The 17,853-nt window shown below is 60.7% G+C and carries 18 protein-coding genes; 14 read left to right on the top strand and 4 right to left on the bottom strand.

Features of this window, described 5'->3' with window-relative positions; all coding sequences use genetic code 11:
* Positions 1–100 precede the first annotated feature (100 nt).
* Positions 101–3,193, top strand: a complete 3,093-nt coding sequence (locus tag LOH53_RS08430) for a Tn3 family transposase (RefSeq protein ID WP_230067291.1) — start codon at positions 101–103, stop codon at positions 3,191–3,193.
* Positions 3,194–3,499: 306 nt separating this feature from the next.
* Here LOH53_RS08430 and LOH53_RS08425 read toward each other — a convergent pair whose 3' ends face one another.
* Positions 3,500–3,976 carry a GNAT family N-acetyltransferase gene (locus LOH53_RS08425; RefSeq protein ID WP_230067315.1) on the bottom strand — a complete coding sequence of 159 codons (477 nt, stop codon included), beginning with the start codon at positions 3,974–3,976 and terminating at the stop codon, positions 3,500–3,502.
* Positions 3,977–3,993: 17 nt separating this feature from the next.
* Entirely contained in the window at positions 3,994–4,344 is a 351-nt protein-coding gene (locus LOH53_RS08420; RefSeq protein ID WP_230067290.1) for an ArsR/SmtB family transcription factor, read from the bottom strand.
* A 98-nt stretch (positions 4,345–4,442) separates the two neighbouring features.
* Here LOH53_RS08420 and arsB point away from each other — a divergent pair, with 98 nt between their 5' ends.
* The 9 genes from arsB to LOH53_RS08375 all read left to right on the top strand — a co-directional run bounded on the left by arsB (position 4,443) and on the right by LOH53_RS08375 (position 12,610).
* Positions 4,443–5,522 carry an ACR3 family arsenite efflux transporter gene (gene arsB, locus LOH53_RS08415; protein WP_326832755.1) on the top strand — a complete coding sequence of 360 codons (1,080 nt, stop codon included), beginning with the start codon at positions 4,443–4,445 and terminating at the stop codon, positions 5,520–5,522.
* A gap of 53 nt (positions 5,523–5,575) precedes the next feature.
* Complete coding sequence (locus tag LOH53_RS08410; RefSeq protein WP_230067289.1) at positions 5,576–5,998, top strand: arsenate reductase ArsC; 423 nt, start codon at positions 5,576–5,578, stop codon at positions 5,996–5,998.
* 14 nt (positions 5,999–6,012) lie between these two features.
* The gene (trxB, locus tag LOH53_RS08405; RefSeq protein ID WP_230067288.1) at positions 6,013–6,987 is read left to right on the top strand and encodes a thioredoxin-disulfide reductase; all 975 of its coding nucleotides are present in this window, start codon (positions 6,013–6,015) and stop codon (positions 6,985–6,987) included.
* 183 nt (positions 6,988–7,170) lie between these two features.
* Entirely contained in the window at positions 7,171–8,676 is a 1,506-nt protein-coding gene (locus LOH53_RS08400; protein ID WP_230067287.1) for an NAD(P)-binding protein, read from the top strand.
* A 15-nt stretch (positions 8,677–8,691) separates the two neighbouring features.
* Positions 8,692–9,348 carry an arsenate reductase ArsC gene (locus LOH53_RS08395; RefSeq protein ID WP_230067286.1) on the top strand — a complete coding sequence of 219 codons (657 nt, stop codon included), beginning with the start codon at positions 8,692–8,694 and terminating at the stop codon, positions 9,346–9,348.
* 19 nt (positions 9,349–9,367) lie between these two features.
* Positions 9,368–9,889, top strand: a complete 522-nt coding sequence (locus tag LOH53_RS08390) for a universal stress protein (RefSeq protein ID WP_230067285.1) — start codon at positions 9,368–9,370, stop codon at positions 9,887–9,889.
* Positions 9,890–9,904: 15 nt separating this feature from the next.
* The gene (locus tag LOH53_RS08385; protein WP_230067284.1) at positions 9,905–10,324 is read left to right on the top strand and encodes an arsenate-mycothiol transferase ArsC; all 420 of its coding nucleotides are present in this window, start codon (positions 9,905–9,907) and stop codon (positions 10,322–10,324) included.
* A gap of 226 nt (positions 10,325–10,550) precedes the next feature.
* On the top strand, positions 10,551–11,120 hold the full coding sequence (locus tag LOH53_RS08380; RefSeq protein ID WP_230067283.1) for a recombinase family protein: 570 nt from the start codon (positions 10,551–10,553) through the stop codon (positions 11,118–11,120).
* Positions 11,121–11,422: 302 nt separating this feature from the next.
* The gene (locus tag LOH53_RS08375; protein ID WP_230067282.1) at positions 11,423–12,610 is read left to right on the top strand and encodes a TerC family protein; all 1,188 of its coding nucleotides are present in this window, start codon (positions 11,423–11,425) and stop codon (positions 12,608–12,610) included.
* Positions 12,611–12,630: 20 nt separating this feature from the next.
* On the opposite strand, the gene LOH53_RS08370 is transcribed toward LOH53_RS08375, so the two are convergent.
* A complete protein-coding gene (locus LOH53_RS08370) occupies positions 12,631–12,918 on the bottom strand; it encodes a hypothetical protein (protein ID WP_230067281.1) in 288 nt (95 codons plus the stop codon).
* On the opposite strand from LOH53_RS08370, the gene LOH53_RS08365 reads away from it, so the two are divergent.
* The 4 genes from LOH53_RS08365 (at position 12,902) to LOH53_RS08350 (ending at position 16,412) form a co-directional block, all read left to right on the top strand.
* A complete protein-coding gene (locus LOH53_RS08365; RefSeq protein ID WP_230067280.1) occupies positions 12,902–13,588 on the top strand; it encodes a 3'-5' exonuclease in 687 nt (228 codons plus the stop codon). The genes LOH53_RS08370 and LOH53_RS08365 overlap by 17 nt on opposite strands.
* Before the next feature lie 384 nt (positions 13,589–13,972).
* The gene (locus LOH53_RS08360) at positions 13,973–14,902 is read left to right on the top strand and encodes an ABC transporter substrate-binding protein (RefSeq protein WP_230067279.1); all 930 of its coding nucleotides are present in this window, start codon (positions 13,973–13,975) and stop codon (positions 14,900–14,902) included.
* A gap of 10 nt (positions 14,903–14,912) precedes the next feature.
* Positions 14,913–15,671, top strand: coding sequence for an amino acid ABC transporter permease (locus LOH53_RS08355; protein ID WP_230067278.1), 759 nt, complete (start codon positions 14,913–14,915; stop codon positions 15,669–15,671).
* A 3-nt stretch (positions 15,672–15,674) separates the two neighbouring features.
* On the top strand, positions 15,675–16,412 hold the full coding sequence (locus LOH53_RS08350; RefSeq protein WP_230067277.1) for an amino acid ABC transporter ATP-binding protein: 738 nt from the start codon (positions 15,675–15,677) through the stop codon (positions 16,410–16,412).
* Between the two features lie 98 nt (positions 16,413–16,510).
* On the opposite strand, the gene hemL is transcribed toward LOH53_RS08350, so the two are convergent.
* Positions 16,511–17,818 carry a glutamate-1-semialdehyde 2,1-aminomutase gene (hemL, locus tag LOH53_RS08345; RefSeq protein ID WP_230067276.1) on the bottom strand — a complete coding sequence of 436 codons (1,308 nt, stop codon included), beginning with the start codon at positions 17,816–17,818 and terminating at the stop codon, positions 16,511–16,513.
* Positions 17,819–17,853: the final 35 nt, after the last annotated feature.

The raw sequence follows: 17,853 nt of genomic DNA, 5'->3' as shown, positions 1-17,853 counted from the left end.
GAGTTCGGCCGCTTTCCGCCCACACAGTGGTATCCGGGGTCTGGCCTGCAGGGGAACGGTGGTTGGCGCTAAGCCTTTGCGGTTGGCTTAGGTTGGTGTCATGCCAGTTGAATTTCTCAGTGATGACCAAGTAGCGGTGTATGGCCAGTTCTCCGGACCGGTTTCGCGGGCCGAGTTGGAACGGTTCTTCTTTCTTGATGACCGGGATCTGGAGTTGGTTGGCCGCCGTCGTGGCGAGGGTAGCCGGCTGGGTTTTGGGGTGCAGTTGGGAACATTGCGGTTTCTGGGGACGTTTCTTGATGATCCGGTGGCGGTACCAGAAGAGGTGGTTGATTTCGTGGCAAGGCAGCTCGGAATTGTCGATGGTTCCGTTTTGGGGAGTTACGTGGAGCGGTTAAAGACGCCCTATGAGCACCGTTGGGAGATAGCCCGGGTCTATGGGTACCGGCGGTTATCAGAGCCCGAGACTGCCACCGAATTCAGGAGCTTCCTAACGGCTCGTGCGTGGACGCGGGCCGAGCGTCCGACCCAGCTCTTTGACCAGGGCGTGGCGTGGCTTCGTGCGGAGCGGGTGCTGTTACCGGGTGTGAGCATGTTGGCCAGGCTCGTCGCCGAGGTCAGGGGCGCGGCCGGCGATCGATTGTATTCGGTGTTGGCGGGACGGGTTTCACCGGTGCTTGGTCGTGGTCTTGATGATTTGCTGACGGTACCAGCTGATTCGCGGTCCTCGGGGTTGGAGCGGCTGCGCCGTGCCCCGACCCGGGCATCGGGGCCGGAGATGGTCCGTGCATTGGAACGCGCTGCGGAGATCGCCGGGTTGGGTGCTGGTGGCGTTGATTTGGGCGAGATTCCGGCGGGGCGCGTCCAGGTGTTGGCTCGCTACGGACTGTCATCGGATGCGGCGATGCTGCGGCGCATGCCGGAGCATCGCCGGTGGGCGACGTTGGTTGCTACCGCCGGGGCGTTGCAGGTCTCGGCGGTTGATGATGCCCTTGATTTGTTCTCGGTTCTGATGGTGACCAAGCTCATCGGGCCCGCGGTGCGCGCATCGGCTAAGGACCGGATGCGGTCCCTGCCCCAATTGAGGCGGGCGTCGGTGACGTTGGCGGCGGCGGCAAAGGTGATGCTCGAATGCGCCGAGGAGCAAGACTCGGACCTAGACCCGGCAGAGGCCTGGACCCGATTGCAAGCGGCCATATCGCGGGAGAAGCTTATGGCCGCAGTGGCGACAGTTGAGGAACTGGCCCCGGACGCAGGGGACGACGAGGACCAGGGGCAGGCGGAACTGGTGAAGCGATACGCCACCGTCCGACCCTTTGTGCCGGTACTCGCTGAGGTCTTGCCATTGGCCGCAACGCTAGCGGCCACCCCCTTGTTGACCGCGGTCCGCGGCTTGGGGAGCCTGGTTGGACGCAAGCGGGTGACCCGGGCAGAGATCGTGGATGAGGTGGTGGTCGGGTCGTGGCGACGGCTGGTGTTCCTTGGCCCGGAATCGCCGGATGAAGTGGTCGATCACCGGGCCTACACGCTGTGCGTACTGGAGTCATTGCATCGGGCGTTGCGTCGTCGGGATGTGTATGCGGTGGATTCCGTCCGGTGGGGTGACCCGCGGGCCCGCCTTTTGAACGGTGAAGCGTGGGAACAGGCCCGTCCCGAGGTGCTCACCGCGCTGCGATTACAGGACCCCGTTGATGCCCACCTCAGCGACCTTGCGGCACGGATGGACACGGCCTACACAGCTCTCGCCGCCCGGATCCGACCGCCCGAAGCAACCTCGGGCACTGCCCTTCTTCGTTTGGAAACAGGCCCCGATGGGCGCACACGAGTCCATCAGCCGCGGCTGGAAGCCGTGCCGGAACCGGACACGCTGACCGCGTTGCGGGATACCGTGGAGCGGATGCTGCCCCGGGTGGATCTTCCTGACGTGTTGCTGGAGGTGAACGCTTGGACCGGCTATTTGAACGATTTCACCCACTTGGGCATGGCGGGGCAGGCCTCCGGTTCCCGGCTCGCGGACCTGGCGACTTCGATGGCCGCGGTACTAATCGCTGAAGGCTGCAACCTCGGATTCGCCCCGGTGATCAAACACGGGCATCCGGCCTTGAGCCGTCGCAGGCTCTCACACGTGGCGCAGAACTACCTGCGCAGCGACACCCTGGCCGCCGCCAACGCCCTCTTGATCGATGCCCAGGCCGGTGTTCCGACGGCCAGGGCATGGGGCGGTGGCTTGGTCGCCTCCGTCGACGGGTTGCGGTTCGTTGTCCCGGTCCGCACTCTGGATGCCGGCCCGAATCCACACTATTTCGGTCAGGGCCGCGGCGTGACCTGGCTCAACGCCATCAACGATCAGGTCTCCGGCATCGGGGCCGTGGTGGTGACCGGGACGATGCGTGATTCCTTGCATGTCTTGGATGTGATCCTCAACCGTGATGGCGGGCCCGCCCCGCAGATGATCGCGACGGATACAGCCTCCTACTCCGATATCGTGTTCGGGCTCTTCCGTCTGCTGGGCTACCAGTTCAGCCCGCGTCTGGCCGATATGCCCGACCAGCGTCTGTGGCGCCTCACCGTGCCCGGTGGGCCTGCTGCTGATTATGGTTCCCTGAACGCGGTCGCGACGAACAAGCTCTCCGCCGAGCGCATCCAGGCGCAATGGGCGGATATGCTGCGCGTGGTGGGGTCCCTGCACAGTGGTTCGGTCGCCGGCTATGACCTGTTGCGGATGCTGGGCCGCGACGGCAACCCCACCCCGCTCGGGGCTGCGTTCGCTGACTATGGGCGTGCAGCCAAGACCCTGCATCTGCTGGCCATGTATGACCCGGATGATGAGAGTTACCGCCGCTCGATTCACGTTCAACTCACCGTCCAGGAATCCCGGCACCGCATGGCCCGGAAAATCTTTTATGGCCAGCGCGGGGAACTACGCCAGCGGTATCGTGAGGGCCAGGAGGACCAGCTCGGCGCACTCGGGCTCGTTTTGAACGCGGTTATCTTGTGGAACACCCGCTACATCGATGCAGCCCTGGCTGCCCTGCGGGAGCAGGGGCATGTTGTGGATGACGCTGATGTGGCGAGGCTTTCTCCCCTGGGAGATGCGCACATCAATGTCCACGGACGGTACGCCTTCACCACGCTCTCGGATGGCAACCTCAGGCCTTTGCGTGATCCAGCGAGCTCCACCGACGACGAATAACATGACGTCCACAACTGACCGGCTCTGAGACGGTCCCGGGACCCGGCTGTGGACTTTGGCGCTCGGTGGCAGCTTTTTGTGATCGCTCGATGTCACTGCCCAAGCTTCGCTTTGCCGCACATCCCAGGGGCTTGGACATACTGAAGTGCTAAGAAGCCTCACATATGAGCCGGATTGCATGACTGCCATTTCCAACTCCCACCATAGGGTTCTTGCTTGTGACTGTTTACTTTGTTTGGCGGTTAAATCGCGAATTCATTTGGCGCTCTGAGACAGCGTAAGTGTGCGCGGTGGCGTGCGCCCACCTCACAAGCGTTGTTCGACCAGGATGGTGTCGCGCCATGTTCCGGTGTGAGGGCCGTAGGTCATATGGGCGACGCGTTCGCGGTGTCCTATGCGCCGAAATTCGGCCTTGTCATGCAGGGCCAGGCTGGGAAGGTTCTCGGGAAAGATGGAGGACTGGATCGTCCAATATCCCAGCGTCCTTGCCCGCTCGGTCAAGCCGTTAAGGAGAGTCAGCCCGATACCTCGGCCGCCGGCCTTGGGGTCTACGTAGACGGAGTGCTCAATGACTCCCCGGTAAACCTCACGTCCGGAAGTGGGGGTTGCTGCGACCCATCCGAGCACTGCTCCTGCGTCTCCGGTGGCGACGAGGTTTAGTTCCGGGATTCTGGAGGCGAAGAAGTCCGTCATTGACGGTGGGGCGTCGGCGAAGGTGGCGTTGCCGCTGGCAATCCCTGCGGTGTAGATCCGCTCGACCGCTGGCCAGTCGGCGGGCGTCATGTATCGGAGGTCAGCGCTCACAGGGCTAGGAGGCTTGCGGACGCGGTTTCCAGAGCGCCGGGGACCAGTGAGTAGTAGGCCCAGGTGCCGCGTTTCTCTCGTTCCAAGAGTCCTGCGTCAACCAGGATCTTTAGGTGGTGGGAGACGGTGGGTTGACCTAGGTCCAAGGGTTCAGTGAGGTCACAAACACACGAGCCGCCAGTGTCACCGGCTTTGACGATGGAGAGCAGACGTAGCCTGTTCGGGTCAGAGAGCGCTTTGAGGATCCGTGCCTTGTCTTGAGCATCCACCGCGCTGAGCACAGGACGCCCGCTGGGCTCACAGCAGAGCTCATCAGTGCTTGGTTCGGTCGTTAACGCAGTGTTCATGTATCCATTATGCCCATAGATTGACAATTGTCGATATGGCGGTAAATACTTCTTGTATCGACAATCATCAATCTTATGTTGGATCGGCTAGGAGCCTTGTGAGTACCAAGACTGACACATCTTCCGCACTTGGAGAGGCTGCCGTCGTCGGCAAACTCTCCACCCTAGACCGGTTTCTGCCGGTGTGGATCATCGCCGCCATGGCCATTGGCCTGTTGCTGGGCAAATTCATCCCCGGATTGAACTCAGCACTGGATGCCGTGAAGGTCGGTTCCGTGTCCCTGCCGATCGCTATTGGCTTGCTGGTCATGATGTATCCGGTGCTGGCGAAGGTTCGCTATAACGAAACTGGCAAGGTACTGGCCGACCGGAAGTTGATGATCACCTCGCTGATCATCAACTGGGTGGCCGCTCCGGCGTTCATGTTCGCCCTCGCCTGGATCTTTGTCCCTGACCTGCCCGAGTACCGCACAGGTTTGATCATTGTGGGCCTGGCCCGCTGTATTGCCATGGTCATGATTTGGAATGACCTGGCCTGCGGTGACCGCGAGGCCGCCACGGTACTGGTGCTGATCAACTCCGTGTTTCAGGTCTTCGCCTTTGGTGCCTTGGGCTGGTTCTACCTTCAGGTTCTGCCGGGCTGGTTGGGACTTCCGACGACGTCCGCGGACTTCTCCTTCTGGGCCATCACCGCCTCGGTGCTGATCTTCCTCGGCATCCCACTCCTGGCAGGATTCCTCACCCGAACGATTGGTGAGAAAGCCAAGGGCCGCGACTGGTACGAAGGTAAATTCCTGCCCAAGCTCGGCCCGTGGGCGCTCTACGGCCTGCTGTTCACCATTGTGCTGCTGTTCGCACTCCAGGGTGACTCCATCACCTCCAAGCCGCTGGATGTGGTCAGGATTGCTTTGCCGCTGCTGGTGTACTTCATCGTCGTCTTCGGCGTCAGCATGGTGATCGGGCGAGCCCTGAACCTGGGCTACGCGAAAACCACCACACTTGCGTTCACCGCTTCGGGGAACAACTTCGAGCTCGCCATCGCCGTGGCGATTGGCACCTTCGGTGTGACCTCCGGCCAGGCGCTGGCCGGCGTCGTCGGGCCCCTCATTGAGGTGCCCGTCCTGGTCGCCCTGGTCTATGTCGCACTGTGGGCGCGCAAGCGATTCTTCACCTCTTAGCCACTGCCTGTTTGACTCAAAATCCCATCATTTTCCTCCAGGAGCATGAACTCATGAGCACCACCGAAACCACCAAAAAGCCTTCCGTCCTGTTCGTCTGCGTGCACAACGCCGGACGCTCCCAGATGGCCGCCGCGTACCTGACGACCCTCTCCAACGGGGCTATTGAGGTCCGCTCCGCCGGGTCACAACCCGCAGCATCGGTCAACCCCGCCGCCGTGGAGGCCATGGCTGAAGAGGGCATCGACATGTCCACCGAGATCCCCAAGATCCTCACCACCGAAGCGGTCAAGGAATCCGACGTCGTCATCACCATGGGCTGCGGCGATACCTGCCCCATCTTCCCCGGCAAGCGTTATGAGGACTGGGAACTTGAAGACCCGGCCGGCCAGGGTGTGGACTCCGTCCGACCGATTCGTGATGACATCAAGGCCCGCATTCAGGCACTCATCGCCGATCTCCTCCCCGCTAGCTAGACAAGGATCCTGTCATGACTGAACAGCTCATCATTATTGGCTCCGGCCCTGCCGGTTACACGGCTGCGATCTACGCCGCCCGCGCCGGTTTGTCCCCGCTGGTTATCGCCGGTGCCGTCACCGCAGGCGGCGCACTGATGAACACCACCGAGGTGGAGAACTTCCCCGGCTTCCCTGCTGGCGTTCAAGGCCCGGAGCTCATGGATGGTCTGCAGGAGCAAGCTGAAAAGTTTGGCGCCCGCATCATCTTCGATGACGTCACCTCCACTACTCTCACCGGTCACCTCAAGAGCGTGACGACCGCTGCCGGGGAGAGCTTTGAAGCTCCGGCGATCATTCTGGCTACGGGCTCCGCCTACAAGGAACTGGGATTGGCTGAGGAGAAGAAGTTCTCCGGTCACGGCGTCTCCTGGTGTGCGACCTGCGACGGGTTCTTCTTCCGCGAACAGGACATCATCGTCGTCGGTGGCGGGGATTCCGCCATGGAAGAAGCCACCTTCCTGACCCGCTTCGCGAAGTCCGTGACAGTGATCGTGCGCCGCGGGGAACTCCGGGCTTCGAAGATCATGGCCCAGCGTGCCAAGGACAACCCGAAGATCCGCTTCGCTTACAACACCGCCATCACCGCCATTCATGGCGAAAGCAAGGTTGCCGGCGTGACTGTGGAAGACACCGTCACCGGGGAATCCCGCGAGCTGGCTGCCACGGGCATCTTCGTAGCCATCGGGCATGTGCCGCGCACCGAGCTGGTTCTCGGACAAGTCGATCTGGATGATGAAGGCTACATCCGGGTGGATGCACCGACCACGGTCACGAACCTCACCGGGGTCTTTGCCTGCGGGGACGCCGTGGACCACCGCTACCGCCAAGCCATCACCGCCGCCGGGACCGGGTGCGCCGCAGCCTTGGATGCTGAACGCTACCTTGCTGCGTTGGAAGATGCCGACAGCATCGCCACCGCCTTGGTGGAAGAACCAACCCACGCCTAAAAGCATTGTTTGGAGGGAGGTGAAAGCCATGGATGAGAACTGCTGCACCGAGACCGGTTGCTGTACCAACGGCACAGGCTGCTGCTAACCACCCCCTCCAGTGCCCTGCCGGGACGATTACCCCGGCAGGGCACCAGAAACCCTACGAAACCAATTGTGAATACCTCAAGGAGAACCACGGACATGACGAATGAACGAAACGACCTGCCAGTTGCCATCATCGGCGCCGGCCCGGTAGGTCTGGCCACGGCCGCGAACCTCATCGAACGTGGACTCACCCCCCTCATCTTCGAAAAGGGTGCTGACGTGGGTGCGGCCATTCGCAAGTGGGGACACATCCGCCTCTTCTCCTCGTGGGAACACAACATCGACCCAGCCTCCCGGCGCCTGCTCGAACCCACCGGCTGGACCGAACCCCGCCTGACCTCCCTGCCCTACGGTGCCGAGCTCGTGGAGCAGTACCTGAACCCGCTGGCCGCCATTCCTGCCATCCGTTCTGCCCTGCACACCTCATCCACAGTGATGGCCGTGAGCCGAGTCGGCATGGACAAGACCCACTCCCGGAACCGTGACGATCAGCCCTTCCTGGTACGCGTCGAATCCGCAGACGGGACCGTGACCGACCACCACGTGCGCGCTGTCGTGGACACCTCCGGCACCTGGGCGCAGCCCAACCCCCTCGGCCAAGCAGGTCTGGCTGCACCAGGTGAGGCTGAAGCCATCAAGGCTGGCCTCATCACCGAACCCCTGGCCGATGTCACCGGCACCGATCGCGCCCGATTCGTTGGCAAGCATGTACTGGTCATCGGTGCCGGCCACTCAGCCGCCAACACCCTCATCTCCCTGGGGCAGCTGGCCAAGAACGAGCCCGGCACACGCATCAGCTGGGCGGTTCGCGGTTCGGATGCATCACGTCTCTACGGCGGCGGGGACCTCGATGGTCTGCCAGCCCGTGGCCAGCTCGGCACCCGCCTGCGTGGTCTGGTCGAAGACGGACACATTGAATTGCACACCTCCTTCACCACCACCTCCTTCACCGTTGGCGACGGCTTGGCCGTCACCGGTTCCACCCCGAACGGGGACGTGACCCTGAACGTGGACCTTTTGATCCCCGCCACCGGCTTCCGTCCTGACCTGGACATCCTGCGTGAGATCCGTTTGGAACTTGATCCCATCGTGGAGGCTCCCCGAGACCTGGGGCCGATGATTGATCCCGAATTCCACTCCTGTGGAACGGTCCCGGCCCACGGCGCCAAGGTCCTGGCTCACCCGGACAAGGACTTCTACATTGCCGGTATGAAGTCCTACGGACGGGCTCCCACCTTCTTGCTCGCTACCGGCTACGAGCAGGTCCGCTCCATCGTCGCAGCTCTGGCCGGCGACCAGATTGCGGCCGATCAGGTACACCTCGAACTGCCCGAAACCGGTGTCTGCTCCACCGATCTCGGTGGCAGCTGCGATCTCCCGGTAGCCAACGGCACAGTGCAGGAAGACGCCGGAGATTCCTGCTGCGGTACCCCTGAGCCGGTGCTTCTTGAGCTACCCATCGCTGGCGGGTGCTGCACGCCGGCCGAAGAAGCTACACCTGTGCAGGAAGCACCAGTCTCGTGCTGCTCCACTTCGGAGCCTGTCCTCATTGGAATCCCCACCGGATTGGCCCACGGCCGATCCGCCACCATCACCGACTAAGAGAAAGAAACCCTCATGAGCGAGCACCGCGAAACCGTACTCACCGGCCTCAAAGACGACACTGCCGTCCTGCACCGCATCAGTGAAGACCTGACAAAGAAATTTACCGGCATCTTCGCCGCAGAAACGGTCGAACGCTACGTTTTCGAGTCCTACACGGCACTGGGTAGGACTTCACGAATCCACACCTATCTGGCAGCTACCACGGCCAGATTCGCGGCCGACCGGCTCAAGGCTTTGGCTCAATCCAAAGGCGCCATCGCCCATGACGTACCCGAAGTCCTCTTCGTGTGTGTTCACAACGCTGGCCGCTCCCAAATGGCGGCGGCACTGCTGACCAAGCACTCCCAAGGCACCGTGCATGTCCGCTCTGCCGGATCCGCGCCTGGATCAGAGTTGGAGCCAGCCGTTGTGGCCGCCATGGCCGAATCAGGGATCGACCTGACCGAGGAGTTCCCCAAGCCCCTCACCGACGACGTCGTCCGGGCTGCCGATGTCGTCATCACCATGGGATGCGGGGATTCCTGCCCGGTCTACCCCGGCAAGCGGTACCTTGATTGGAAGATTGAAGATCCAGCAGAGACGGACTTGGCCGGTGCCCGAGAAATCCGCGACGAGATTGACTTGCTGGTCCATGAGCTCTTGACCGAGCTCACAGCCACCAACGAGTAACACTGACGAAGAGGCCATGATGAGCGAGCAACCAAGCAGGGCAGGATTTAGTGGTTCACCGGTCGTTGTCGGGGTCATCCCCGATCAAGGCCCTGTGGTGTGGGAGCGTGCCCTGGAATTGGCGCAGAGCTGGTCTGTCCCACTCATTGCGGCATTCGTGGATCCGGCCAGCTACCTGATCGAATGGGCCCCGGGCAATAAGGTCCTGCCGATCTCCCTGGAACCGGTCCTCGAACCCGACGATGAAACCTCCATCGCCGCAGGCGAGCTCAAACAGTCTCTGGCTGCCGCGGCGGCCGGCTACGAAGTGGACTGGTCCTTGCGCATTATTGGCGGCGACCCGGCCTTGGCCTTGGGCCGCCTGGCCGAAGCGGTCGGCGCCTCCACCATTGTCATTGGTACCCGGCGCCCCGGATTTATGGCCAAAGTCGATGAACTCGTCTCAGGATCCCTGATGCACCGTCTCCTCACCACCCAAGCAGTCCCCGTCTTCGGGATCCCATCCCCGGACGTGCAACACCACTTCCACTCCCACGGCTGAAAGAAGAATCACCCAATGACCAGCAAACCAGGCGTCCTGTTCGTGTGCGTGAAAAACGGTGGGAAATCCCAGATGGCCGGCGGACTCATGCGCCATATCGCAGGCGACGCCGTCACCGTCTACACCGCAGGCACGAAACCCGGACCATCCCTCAATGCCCAGTCGGTGGAATCCCTAACGGAGCTGGGGATCGACATCTCCGGTGAGCACACCAAACCCATCACCGCAGACATGCTCGCCGACGTGGACCTAATCATCACCCTCGGAAGCGAGGCCGTGGTGGACCCGGTTCCCGGGATTGAGATCCGCAACTGGGACACCGATGAACCTTCCAAACGCGGCATCGAAGGAATGGAACGGATGCGCATAGTCCGCGATGACATCCAGGCCCGGGTCCAGGCCTTGGCGGCTGAACTCAGTACAAACAACAACTGATATAGGGGCGACTCACAGGCACACCCCTATTCGGTGTTCATGGCCAGCCACTTGTCAGGGCGCCGTCAGTGACGCTCCTCGAGTGTTGTGGGGGTGTTCCTAAAACGACCGGTTCTGAGACAGTCCCGGGACCCGGCGACGCGCCGACCAAAATTCGTCCATAACCCGTCTCACAACATGTCCGATGAGCAACGATGTTGTGAGACGGTTGTGAGACAGTTGACGCATGGCAACCCAACATTTCAACCTCATCGGCTACACGCGTGTCTCCACTAACGGACAGGACTCCCAGCTCCAACGCGACGCCCTTGAAGCTGCCGGTTGCGGACGGATCTTTGAAGACAAAATATCCAGCCGCGCCACCGCCCGTCCAGGGCTCGTTGAAGCCCTTGACCATCTCAGGCCGACGGACACCTTGTGCGTATGGAAATTGGACCGCCTCGGCCGATCGGTGAAGGAAGTACTCACCATCGCCGACGGCCTCCACGACCAGGGAGTCGGCCTACGTATACTCACCGGAACCTACCGTCCAACGGGAGAAGGGAAATTCTTCTTCGTCATGATGGCCGCGTTCGCCGAACTCGAGCGCGACATGATCCGCGAACGCACCATGGCCGGCCTCGCCGCGGCCCGCGCCCAAGGCCGCACCGGCGGCCGCCCCACCGTCATGAATGCCGATACCCTCGCAGCCGCCCAAGCCAGACGCGCCAGAGGGGAAAGCCCCACCCAGATCGCCAAAGCCCTGGGAGTCTCCCGCGCATCCATCTACCGCCACCTACCCACCAGCAACACCTGAATCACGCCACCCAAACAGATTCCTTAGCGCCAACCACTGTTCCCCTGCAGTTCAGACCCCTATCCCATGGTATTCAGTGCCCAATGGCGCTCGCGCCAGTGATTCATTCTAGCCAGTGATTCGTTCTAGATTGACGGAAAGATCGGATATGATGACTGAAGCGTAGGGGAGTATCCCGTAGCGCTGAATCCGTCAACACGTAGGGCAATGACGCCCTGCCGGGTTCAGTGTACGGCCTGTAATTTGGTCGGTGGAGAGACTTGCGGCGATTATCGCTGCCCTCCTACCGAAAGATAAAAGTCATGACTGTTTCACCCCTGATTTGGGGCATTACCATCCTGGTCATTCTGGGCCTGCTTGCCTTTGACTACTTTTTCCACATCCGCAAGGCGCACATCCCCACCCTAAAAGAAGCGGCCGTCTGGTCCGCGATCTACGTAGGCCTAGCCGTTGTTTTTGGCATCGTATTACTCGTCTTTGGGGACCCCGTGATGGGAAAAGAGTACTTCGCCGGGTATGTCACCGAGAAGGCGCTCAGCGTTGACAACCTCTTCGTCTTCCTAGTCATCATGGCCAGCTTCAAGGTACCCCGCGAAGACCAACAGAAGGTTTTGCTTTTCGGCATCGTCTTCGCCCTTATTGCCCGCACCGGCTTCATCTTCGCTGGTGCCGCACTCATCAACGCATGGTCCTGGATGTTCTACATCTTCGGCATCATTTTGCTCATCACTGCTGGCAACCTGCTCAAAAGCGAAGACAGCGGCGGCGATGACGCGGACAACTTCATCATCAAGCTGGCCAAGCGCTTCTTCAACACCTCCGAGCACTACGACGGCGACAAGCTAGTCACAAAGATCGACGGCAAGAAAGTCCTCACCCCGATGCTGCTGGTCATGGTGGCCATTGGTGGCACCGACTTACTCTTCGCCCTGGATTCCATTCCGGCGATCTTCGGTCTGACCCAGAACGTGTACATTGTCTTCACAGCCACCGCGTTCTCCCTCATGGGCCTGCGCCAGCTGTACTTCCTCCTTGACGGTCTCCTAGACCGGCTGATCTACCTCTCCTACGGTCTGGCCACGATCCTTGCCTTCATTGGTGTCAAGCTGGTGTTGCACGCGCTACACGAGAATAACCTTCCGTTTATCAACGGCGGTGAGCACGTACCCGTCTTCGAGATTTCCACCGAGCTGTCTCTGACAGTGATCATCGGCGTCTTGGTGGTAACCGTGGTGGCTTCACTGGTGAGCAAGTCGGGCAAGGCCCAGACGGTATTCAACAACGCCCGCCGCCACGCCACCAGCTACCTAGAACTCGAATACACAGCCGATGCAGCCGAGCGTGAGCGCGTATACAACCTGCTCATGGACGAGGAAAAGGCCATCAAAATCATGGAAACCAAGTACCGCAACAAGCACCCAGAATCAGAAGAAATCCTGGAACAGATAGCCGAAACACACCGCCAGCACGCAGGGCACCTGCCCGGGTAGGACTGTGCCCGCGCCCTGCCCTACCCGGGCAGGGCGTTCAGGCCGCACGCCAGTGCAATCAGCGCCAGCCCCAGTTCCAGCGCCAGCCCCAGTCCCAGCGCCAGCCCCAGTCCCAGCGCCAGCGCCAGCCCCAGTCCCAGCCCCAGCCCCAGCTCCAGCCCCAGTTCCAGCCCCAGTTCCACTTCCAGCGCCAGCCCCAGTGCCACTTCCAGCGCCAGTTCCAGTTCCAGTTCCAGTTCTAGTTCTAGTTCTAGTGCAGTGAGTGTCAGTGGCAAGCGGTAGCGTTGGGGTATGACTAGCTGGAGCATGTTCCCACGGGCCGCCTTTGACTTGGAGACCACAGGCAAAGACCCGCGTGAAGCGCGAATCGTCACGGCGTCCATCGTCCTTGTTGACGAGTCCGGCAATGTGGCAGAGACCCAGGAGTGGCTGGCGAACCCCGGCATGGAGATCCCGGAGGAAGCCGCCGCCATCCACGGCATCAGTACTGCTCACGCTAGGGAACACGGCCAGCCTGCGGATCAGGTTGCAGCTGAAGTCGGAGCAGTCCTTGAGACCTTGTTTAAGAACAACATCCCGGTCATCGCCTTCAATGCCAGCTACGACTTCACCGTGCTCGCCAACGAGGCCCGCCGCCATGGACTGGGGCAGATCGTAGCAGCCCCCGTGATTGACCCGTTCATCTGCAACAAGCATGTGGACAGGTTCCGTAAAGGATCACGCACCCTAGTAGCGCTCTGTGAGGAATATGGCATTTCGCTCAAGGATGCTCATACGTCAGCTGCAGACGCCGAAGCTACGCTCAGACTGGCGGATGCGCTGGCTGCCAAATACAGTTCCTTGCGCTTAGATGTCATGGAATTGCACGCAGCGCAGGTGGGTTGGGCGCTGGAACAAGCCGCGGATTTCCAGAAATATCTGCGCCGGGCCAAGGACCCTGCCGCCATCATTGAAGGTGACTGGCCAGTACTGCCATAACGTTCTGGAGGAACCTCCGATCGGGCCACGTTTGCTTCGCTGCGCAAATGTGGCCGAAGCATCCTCGCACACATGAGCTAAGTCACACATGAATTTTTCAGTGGTCCGCGCCGCCTTGTCGAAGCAATTCTGCGGCGTATTGACCCTTTCTTTCCCTGCGCGCCCATGCCCAATCCCCGAAGATCAGCAACATATTCTACAAAAGCGAACTCAATGAAGCATTAGTTCACACTCGGCGCATTTAGAGAACGAATGACATACTTTAGTTTCGTGGGTTGAGTAGTGTTGCGAAATTTTCCGGCACATTTTGATTACTCCCTGCGTCCTGCACGACCCAGCCGCTGCGTCATCGGCTTGGGCAGCTCATACGAAAGTGAATGCCTGATGAAAAAATCAGCTCTGAAGTGGATTACTACTGTGCCTGTGGCCGTTGCCCTCGCGCTTTCGCTCGCCGCGTGCGGCGGTGCCACCAGCACCAGCTCGGCGAAGCCAACTGACGCCTTGGCCGGCAGCGACCAGGTCTCCTTGGATAAATACACCACCGCGGATGTCACGGCTGTGGACAAGATCGACACCTCTGCATTGGGCCTGATTGTTCCCGGTACCATCACCGTCGGCACACTCTCGGATGCCCCGCCTAACATCTTCATTGACAAAGACGGAAACTTCACCGGCTACGACAACGAATTGTTACGCGCGATGGCGAAAAAACTTGGTTTGAAGGTTGAGTTCAAGTCCACCGACTTCTCCGCCCTGCTTTCTCAGGTTGCGAATAAAACGTTCGACGTCGGCTCCTCCTCGATCTCCACCACTGACGCACGCCGCAAGAGTGTTGGTTTCAGCAACGGTTACGACTTTGGCTACATGGCAGTTGTCGCCAAGTCCGACTCAACCGTCAAGGGCTTTAAGGACTTGAGTGCCAAAACGCGCGTGGCCGTGGTCCAAGGAACCGTCCAAGATGACTATGTGACTAACACGCTCAAGCTAGAAGCCGTCCGGTTCCCCGATTACAACACCGCCTACGCTAATGTGAAGAACGGACAGGTGGATGCCTGGGTCGCGCCGTCGCAACAGGCCACCGGCCAGGTCAAGGATGGTGACGGGACAGCGATCGTCGAGTCCGTTATCAACACGCAGAACTTCACCGCTTACGCCGTGAGCCCCCAAAACAAGCCGCTGATCGACGCCCTGAACTCTGCCTTGGATGCAGTGATTACGGATGGCACCTGGGCCAAGCTGACCAAGCAGTGGTACCCCGAGCGCCCGATGCCGGAGAACTGGACCCCCGGTTCCAAGGCAGTGAAGCTCCCGTAAGGAGACCTCATTGGATGCACTTGATCAGTTCCTCAAAACGTTCTTTGACTGGCAGGCAATAGGGGAAGTCATCCCCCAGATGCTCACTGTCGGTTTGCCCAATACGCTCATTCTGGCCGTTTCCTCGGCCATTCTAGGCTGCATTCTTGGGCTGGTGCTGGCGGTCATGGGTATTTCTCGCAACCCAGTCCTACGGTGGATCTCGAGGGTCTATACGGATATTTTCCGTGGTCTACCGGCAATCCTGGTAATCGTTGTCATCGGCATCGGCCTGGGCCCGATCCTTCGCCAGCTCACGGGGATCACCAACCCGTTCCCGCTGGCCATCCTCGCGCTGACACTGATGGCCGGCGCCTACATCGGAGAGATCTTTCGTTCGGGCATCCAAAGCGTTGACAAGGGACAGTTGGAGGCTTCACGGGCTCTGGGCTTCGGCTATGGCCAGGCAATGCTTCTGGTGGTCATCCCCCAGGGCATCCGTCGCGTCTTGCCAGCCTTGGTCAACCAGCTCATTGCCTTGATCAAGGACTCTTCGCTGATTTATCTGCTGGGTGTCACAGCGGGGCAACGTGAGCTTTACCGCGTGTCAAATGACTACGCTGCGAACTCCGGTAGCCTCTCCCCGTTGATCGCTGCTGGCCTGCTCTACCTGATCCTGACCGTTCCGCTCACGCACCTTGTGAACTTTATGGACAAGCGTCTGCGCGAAGGCAAGGCGGCCAGAGCCGAACCTGACGAAGCCGCAGCACTTGTCGGAAAGGGCGCCTAGTCCATGAGTGAATTCAAGTCAGGGTCCCTAACTGCCAGCAACATCCATTTGGCTTTCGGAACCAACAAGGTTCTGCGCGGAATCGACATGCACGTACCGCAAGGCACCACAGCCTCTGTGATTGGCCCTTCCGGCTCCGGCAAGTCGACTCTTTTGCGCGTCATGAACCGGCTCATCGAGCCGGACCAAGGCGATATTGCCCTGGATGGCCGCTCCGTACTGCAGGACAACCCGGACGAGCTCCGGCGTCGTATTGGCATGGTTTTTCAGCAGTTCAACTTGTTTCCGCACAAGACAGTGGTGCAGAATGTATCTCTTGCACTGCATAAGATCCGCAAGATGCCCAAGGACCAGGCACATGCCAAGGCGCTGGAGCAGTTGGAACTGGTGGGACTCAAACACAAGGCGGACTCGCGTCCCTTCAATCTCTCGGGCGGCCAGCAACAGCGCGTAGCGATTGCCCGGGCGTTGGCCATGGAGCCGGAAGTCATGTTCTTCGACGAGGCCACTTCTGCTTTGGACCCCGAACTCGTGAAGGGCGTTTTGGCGCTGATGACCGATCTGTCCAAGGGTGGGATGACCATGGTGGTGGTGACGCATGAGATGGGCTTTTGCCGCAACGTCTCAGACACCGTCACCTTCATGGACGACGGCGTGGTGGTGGAAACAGGTTCACCCCTGGAGCTCTTTAGCGAACCAAAAACGCAGAGGCTTCGCGGATTCCTCTCCGATGTTCTCTAACACGTCTGTTCTCTAGCATTTTCGCGGCGCGAAATGTGGATCTGTGCGCGAAATGTGGAGCTGTGCGGGCAGCGCCGAGGTGCCGCCCGCACAGTCAGCTAGGAAGTAGCGGAAGCCGCAGCTTTCGCCGCGGCCGGAAGAGCCTCAAAGATTCGATTCATCGCCGCGTCATCGTGGGCGCCTGACAAGAACCAGGCTTCAAAAACGCTCGGCGGCAGATACACGCCAGAATCCAGCATCGAGTGGAAGAACGGTGCGTAGCGGAACACTTCCTGGGCTTGGGCGTCATCGTAGTTATGGACTCCGTGGGCGCCGGTGCCGAAAGCTACGGAGAACAGATTCCCGGCCCGCTGCACGGAATGGTCCACCCCTTCAGCAGCCAGAGCAGTTGAGAGCGCAGCAGAAAGCTCAAGGGAACGCGCGTCCACAATCTCGTATACAGAGGATGTAGCAGCAGTCAGTGTCGCCACACCTGCGGCCATGGCCACTGGATTGCCGGATAACGTGCCTGCCTGATAGACCGGGCCCAGCGGGGCCAGATAGTCCATCACGTCCAAGCGTCCGCCCAGCGCCGCCGTCGGAAGGCCCCCTCCTATCACTTTGCCAAAGGTGAATAGATCCGGTGTCCAGCCTTCCTCGGCGCCGGTCAGGCCCCAATATCCTGCTGGTCCCGTGCGGAATCCTGTCAGAACCTCATCAAAAATGAGTAAGGCCCCGTGGGCGGTAGTAATACGGGAGAGGCCGGCGTTGAAGCCTTCCCCAGGCGTCACAACACCCATATTGGCGGGGGCAGCTTCGGTAATCACGGCAGCGATCCGTTCCCCGTGTGCGGCGAAGGCAGCTTCCACCGCGGCAAGATCGTTATAGGGCAGCACAAGTGTCTGCGCAGCGGTGGCCGCTGTCACTCCGGCGGAACCGGGCAGCGCCAGTGTGGCAAGTCCGGAGCCTGCTGCTGCCAGCAAGGAGTCCAGGTGTCCGTGATAGCAGCCCGCGAACTTCACAATGAGGTCCCGGCCGGTGTATCCCCTGGCTAGGCGCACGGCTGTCATAGTGGCTTCGGTACCGGTGGAGACCATTCGCAGGTGTTCTACGCCCGGTACGCGGCCCTTGACGAGCATCGCCAGTTCACTTTCGGCCGGGGTTGACGCGCCAAAACTCAAACCATGGTCGACGGCGGCGTGCACGGCTGCCAGGACATCGGGGTGCGAATGTCCCAACAGTGCTGGGCCCCACGAGCAGACTAGGTCTACATACTCGCGGCCATCCGCGTCGGTGATGTACGGGCCTTTCGCGTCGACCATGAAACGAGGTGTGCCACCCACCTGGCCGAAGGCGCGAACAGGCGAGTTCACCCCGCCAGGCATGAGGGTCTTGGCACGGTCAAAAAGTTCCTGCGAACTGGTCATGGAGGAAGGGTTCCTTTGATGGAGAGCGGGAGCGG

The sequence above is a fragment of the Arthrobacter cryoconiti genome (genome assembly GCF_020905375.1).
Taxonomy (GTDB): Bacteria; Actinomycetota; Actinomycetes; order Actinomycetales; family Micrococcaceae; genus Specibacter; species Specibacter cryoconiti.
This window is presented reverse-complemented; position numbering and strand designations above follow the sequence as displayed.

Coding starts and splice junctions, on each gene's coding strand:
- LOH53_RS08430 (WP_230067291.1), top strand. CDS start 101: ATGCCAGTTGAATTTCTCAGTGATGACCAAGTAGCGGTGTATGGCCAG.
- LOH53_RS08425 (WP_230067315.1), bottom strand. CDS start 3,976: ATGACGCCCGCCGACTGGCCAGCGGTCGAGCGGATCTACACCGCAGGG.
- LOH53_RS08420 (WP_230067290.1), bottom strand. CDS start 4,344: ATGAACACTGCGTTAACGACCGAACCAAGCACTGATGAGCTCTGCTGT.
- LOH53_RS08410 (WP_230067289.1), top strand. CDS start 5,576: ATGAGCACCACCGAAACCACCAAAAAGCCTTCCGTCCTGTTCGTCTGC.
- trxB (WP_230067288.1), top strand. CDS start 6,013: ATGACTGAACAGCTCATCATTATTGGCTCCGGCCCTGCCGGTTACACG.
- LOH53_RS08400 (WP_230067287.1), top strand. CDS start 7,171: ATGACGAATGAACGAAACGACCTGCCAGTTGCCATCATCGGCGCCGGC.
- LOH53_RS08395 (WP_230067286.1), top strand. CDS start 8,692: ATGAGCGAGCACCGCGAAACCGTACTCACCGGCCTCAAAGACGACACT.
- LOH53_RS08390 (WP_230067285.1), top strand. CDS start 9,368: ATGAGCGAGCAACCAAGCAGGGCAGGATTTAGTGGTTCACCGGTCGTT.
- LOH53_RS08385 (WP_230067284.1), top strand. CDS start 9,905: ATGACCAGCAAACCAGGCGTCCTGTTCGTGTGCGTGAAAAACGGTGGG.
- LOH53_RS08380 (WP_230067283.1), top strand. CDS start 10,551: ATGGCAACCCAACATTTCAACCTCATCGGCTACACGCGTGTCTCCACT.
- LOH53_RS08375 (WP_230067282.1), top strand. CDS start 11,423: ATGACTGTTTCACCCCTGATTTGGGGCATTACCATCCTGGTCATTCTG.
- LOH53_RS08365 (WP_230067280.1), top strand. CDS start 12,902: ATGACTAGCTGGAGCATGTTCCCACGGGCCGCCTTTGACTTGGAGACC.
- LOH53_RS08370 (WP_230067281.1), bottom strand. CDS start 12,918: ATGCTCCAGCTAGTCATACCCCAACGCTACCGCTTGCCACTGACACTC.
- LOH53_RS08360 (WP_230067279.1), top strand. CDS start 13,973: ATGAAAAAATCAGCTCTGAAGTGGATTACTACTGTGCCTGTGGCCGTT.
- LOH53_RS08350 (WP_230067277.1), top strand. CDS start 15,675: ATGAGTGAATTCAAGTCAGGGTCCCTAACTGCCAGCAACATCCATTTG.
- hemL (WP_230067276.1), bottom strand. CDS start 17,818: ATGACCAGTTCGCAGGAACTTTTTGACCGTGCCAAGACCCTCATGCCT.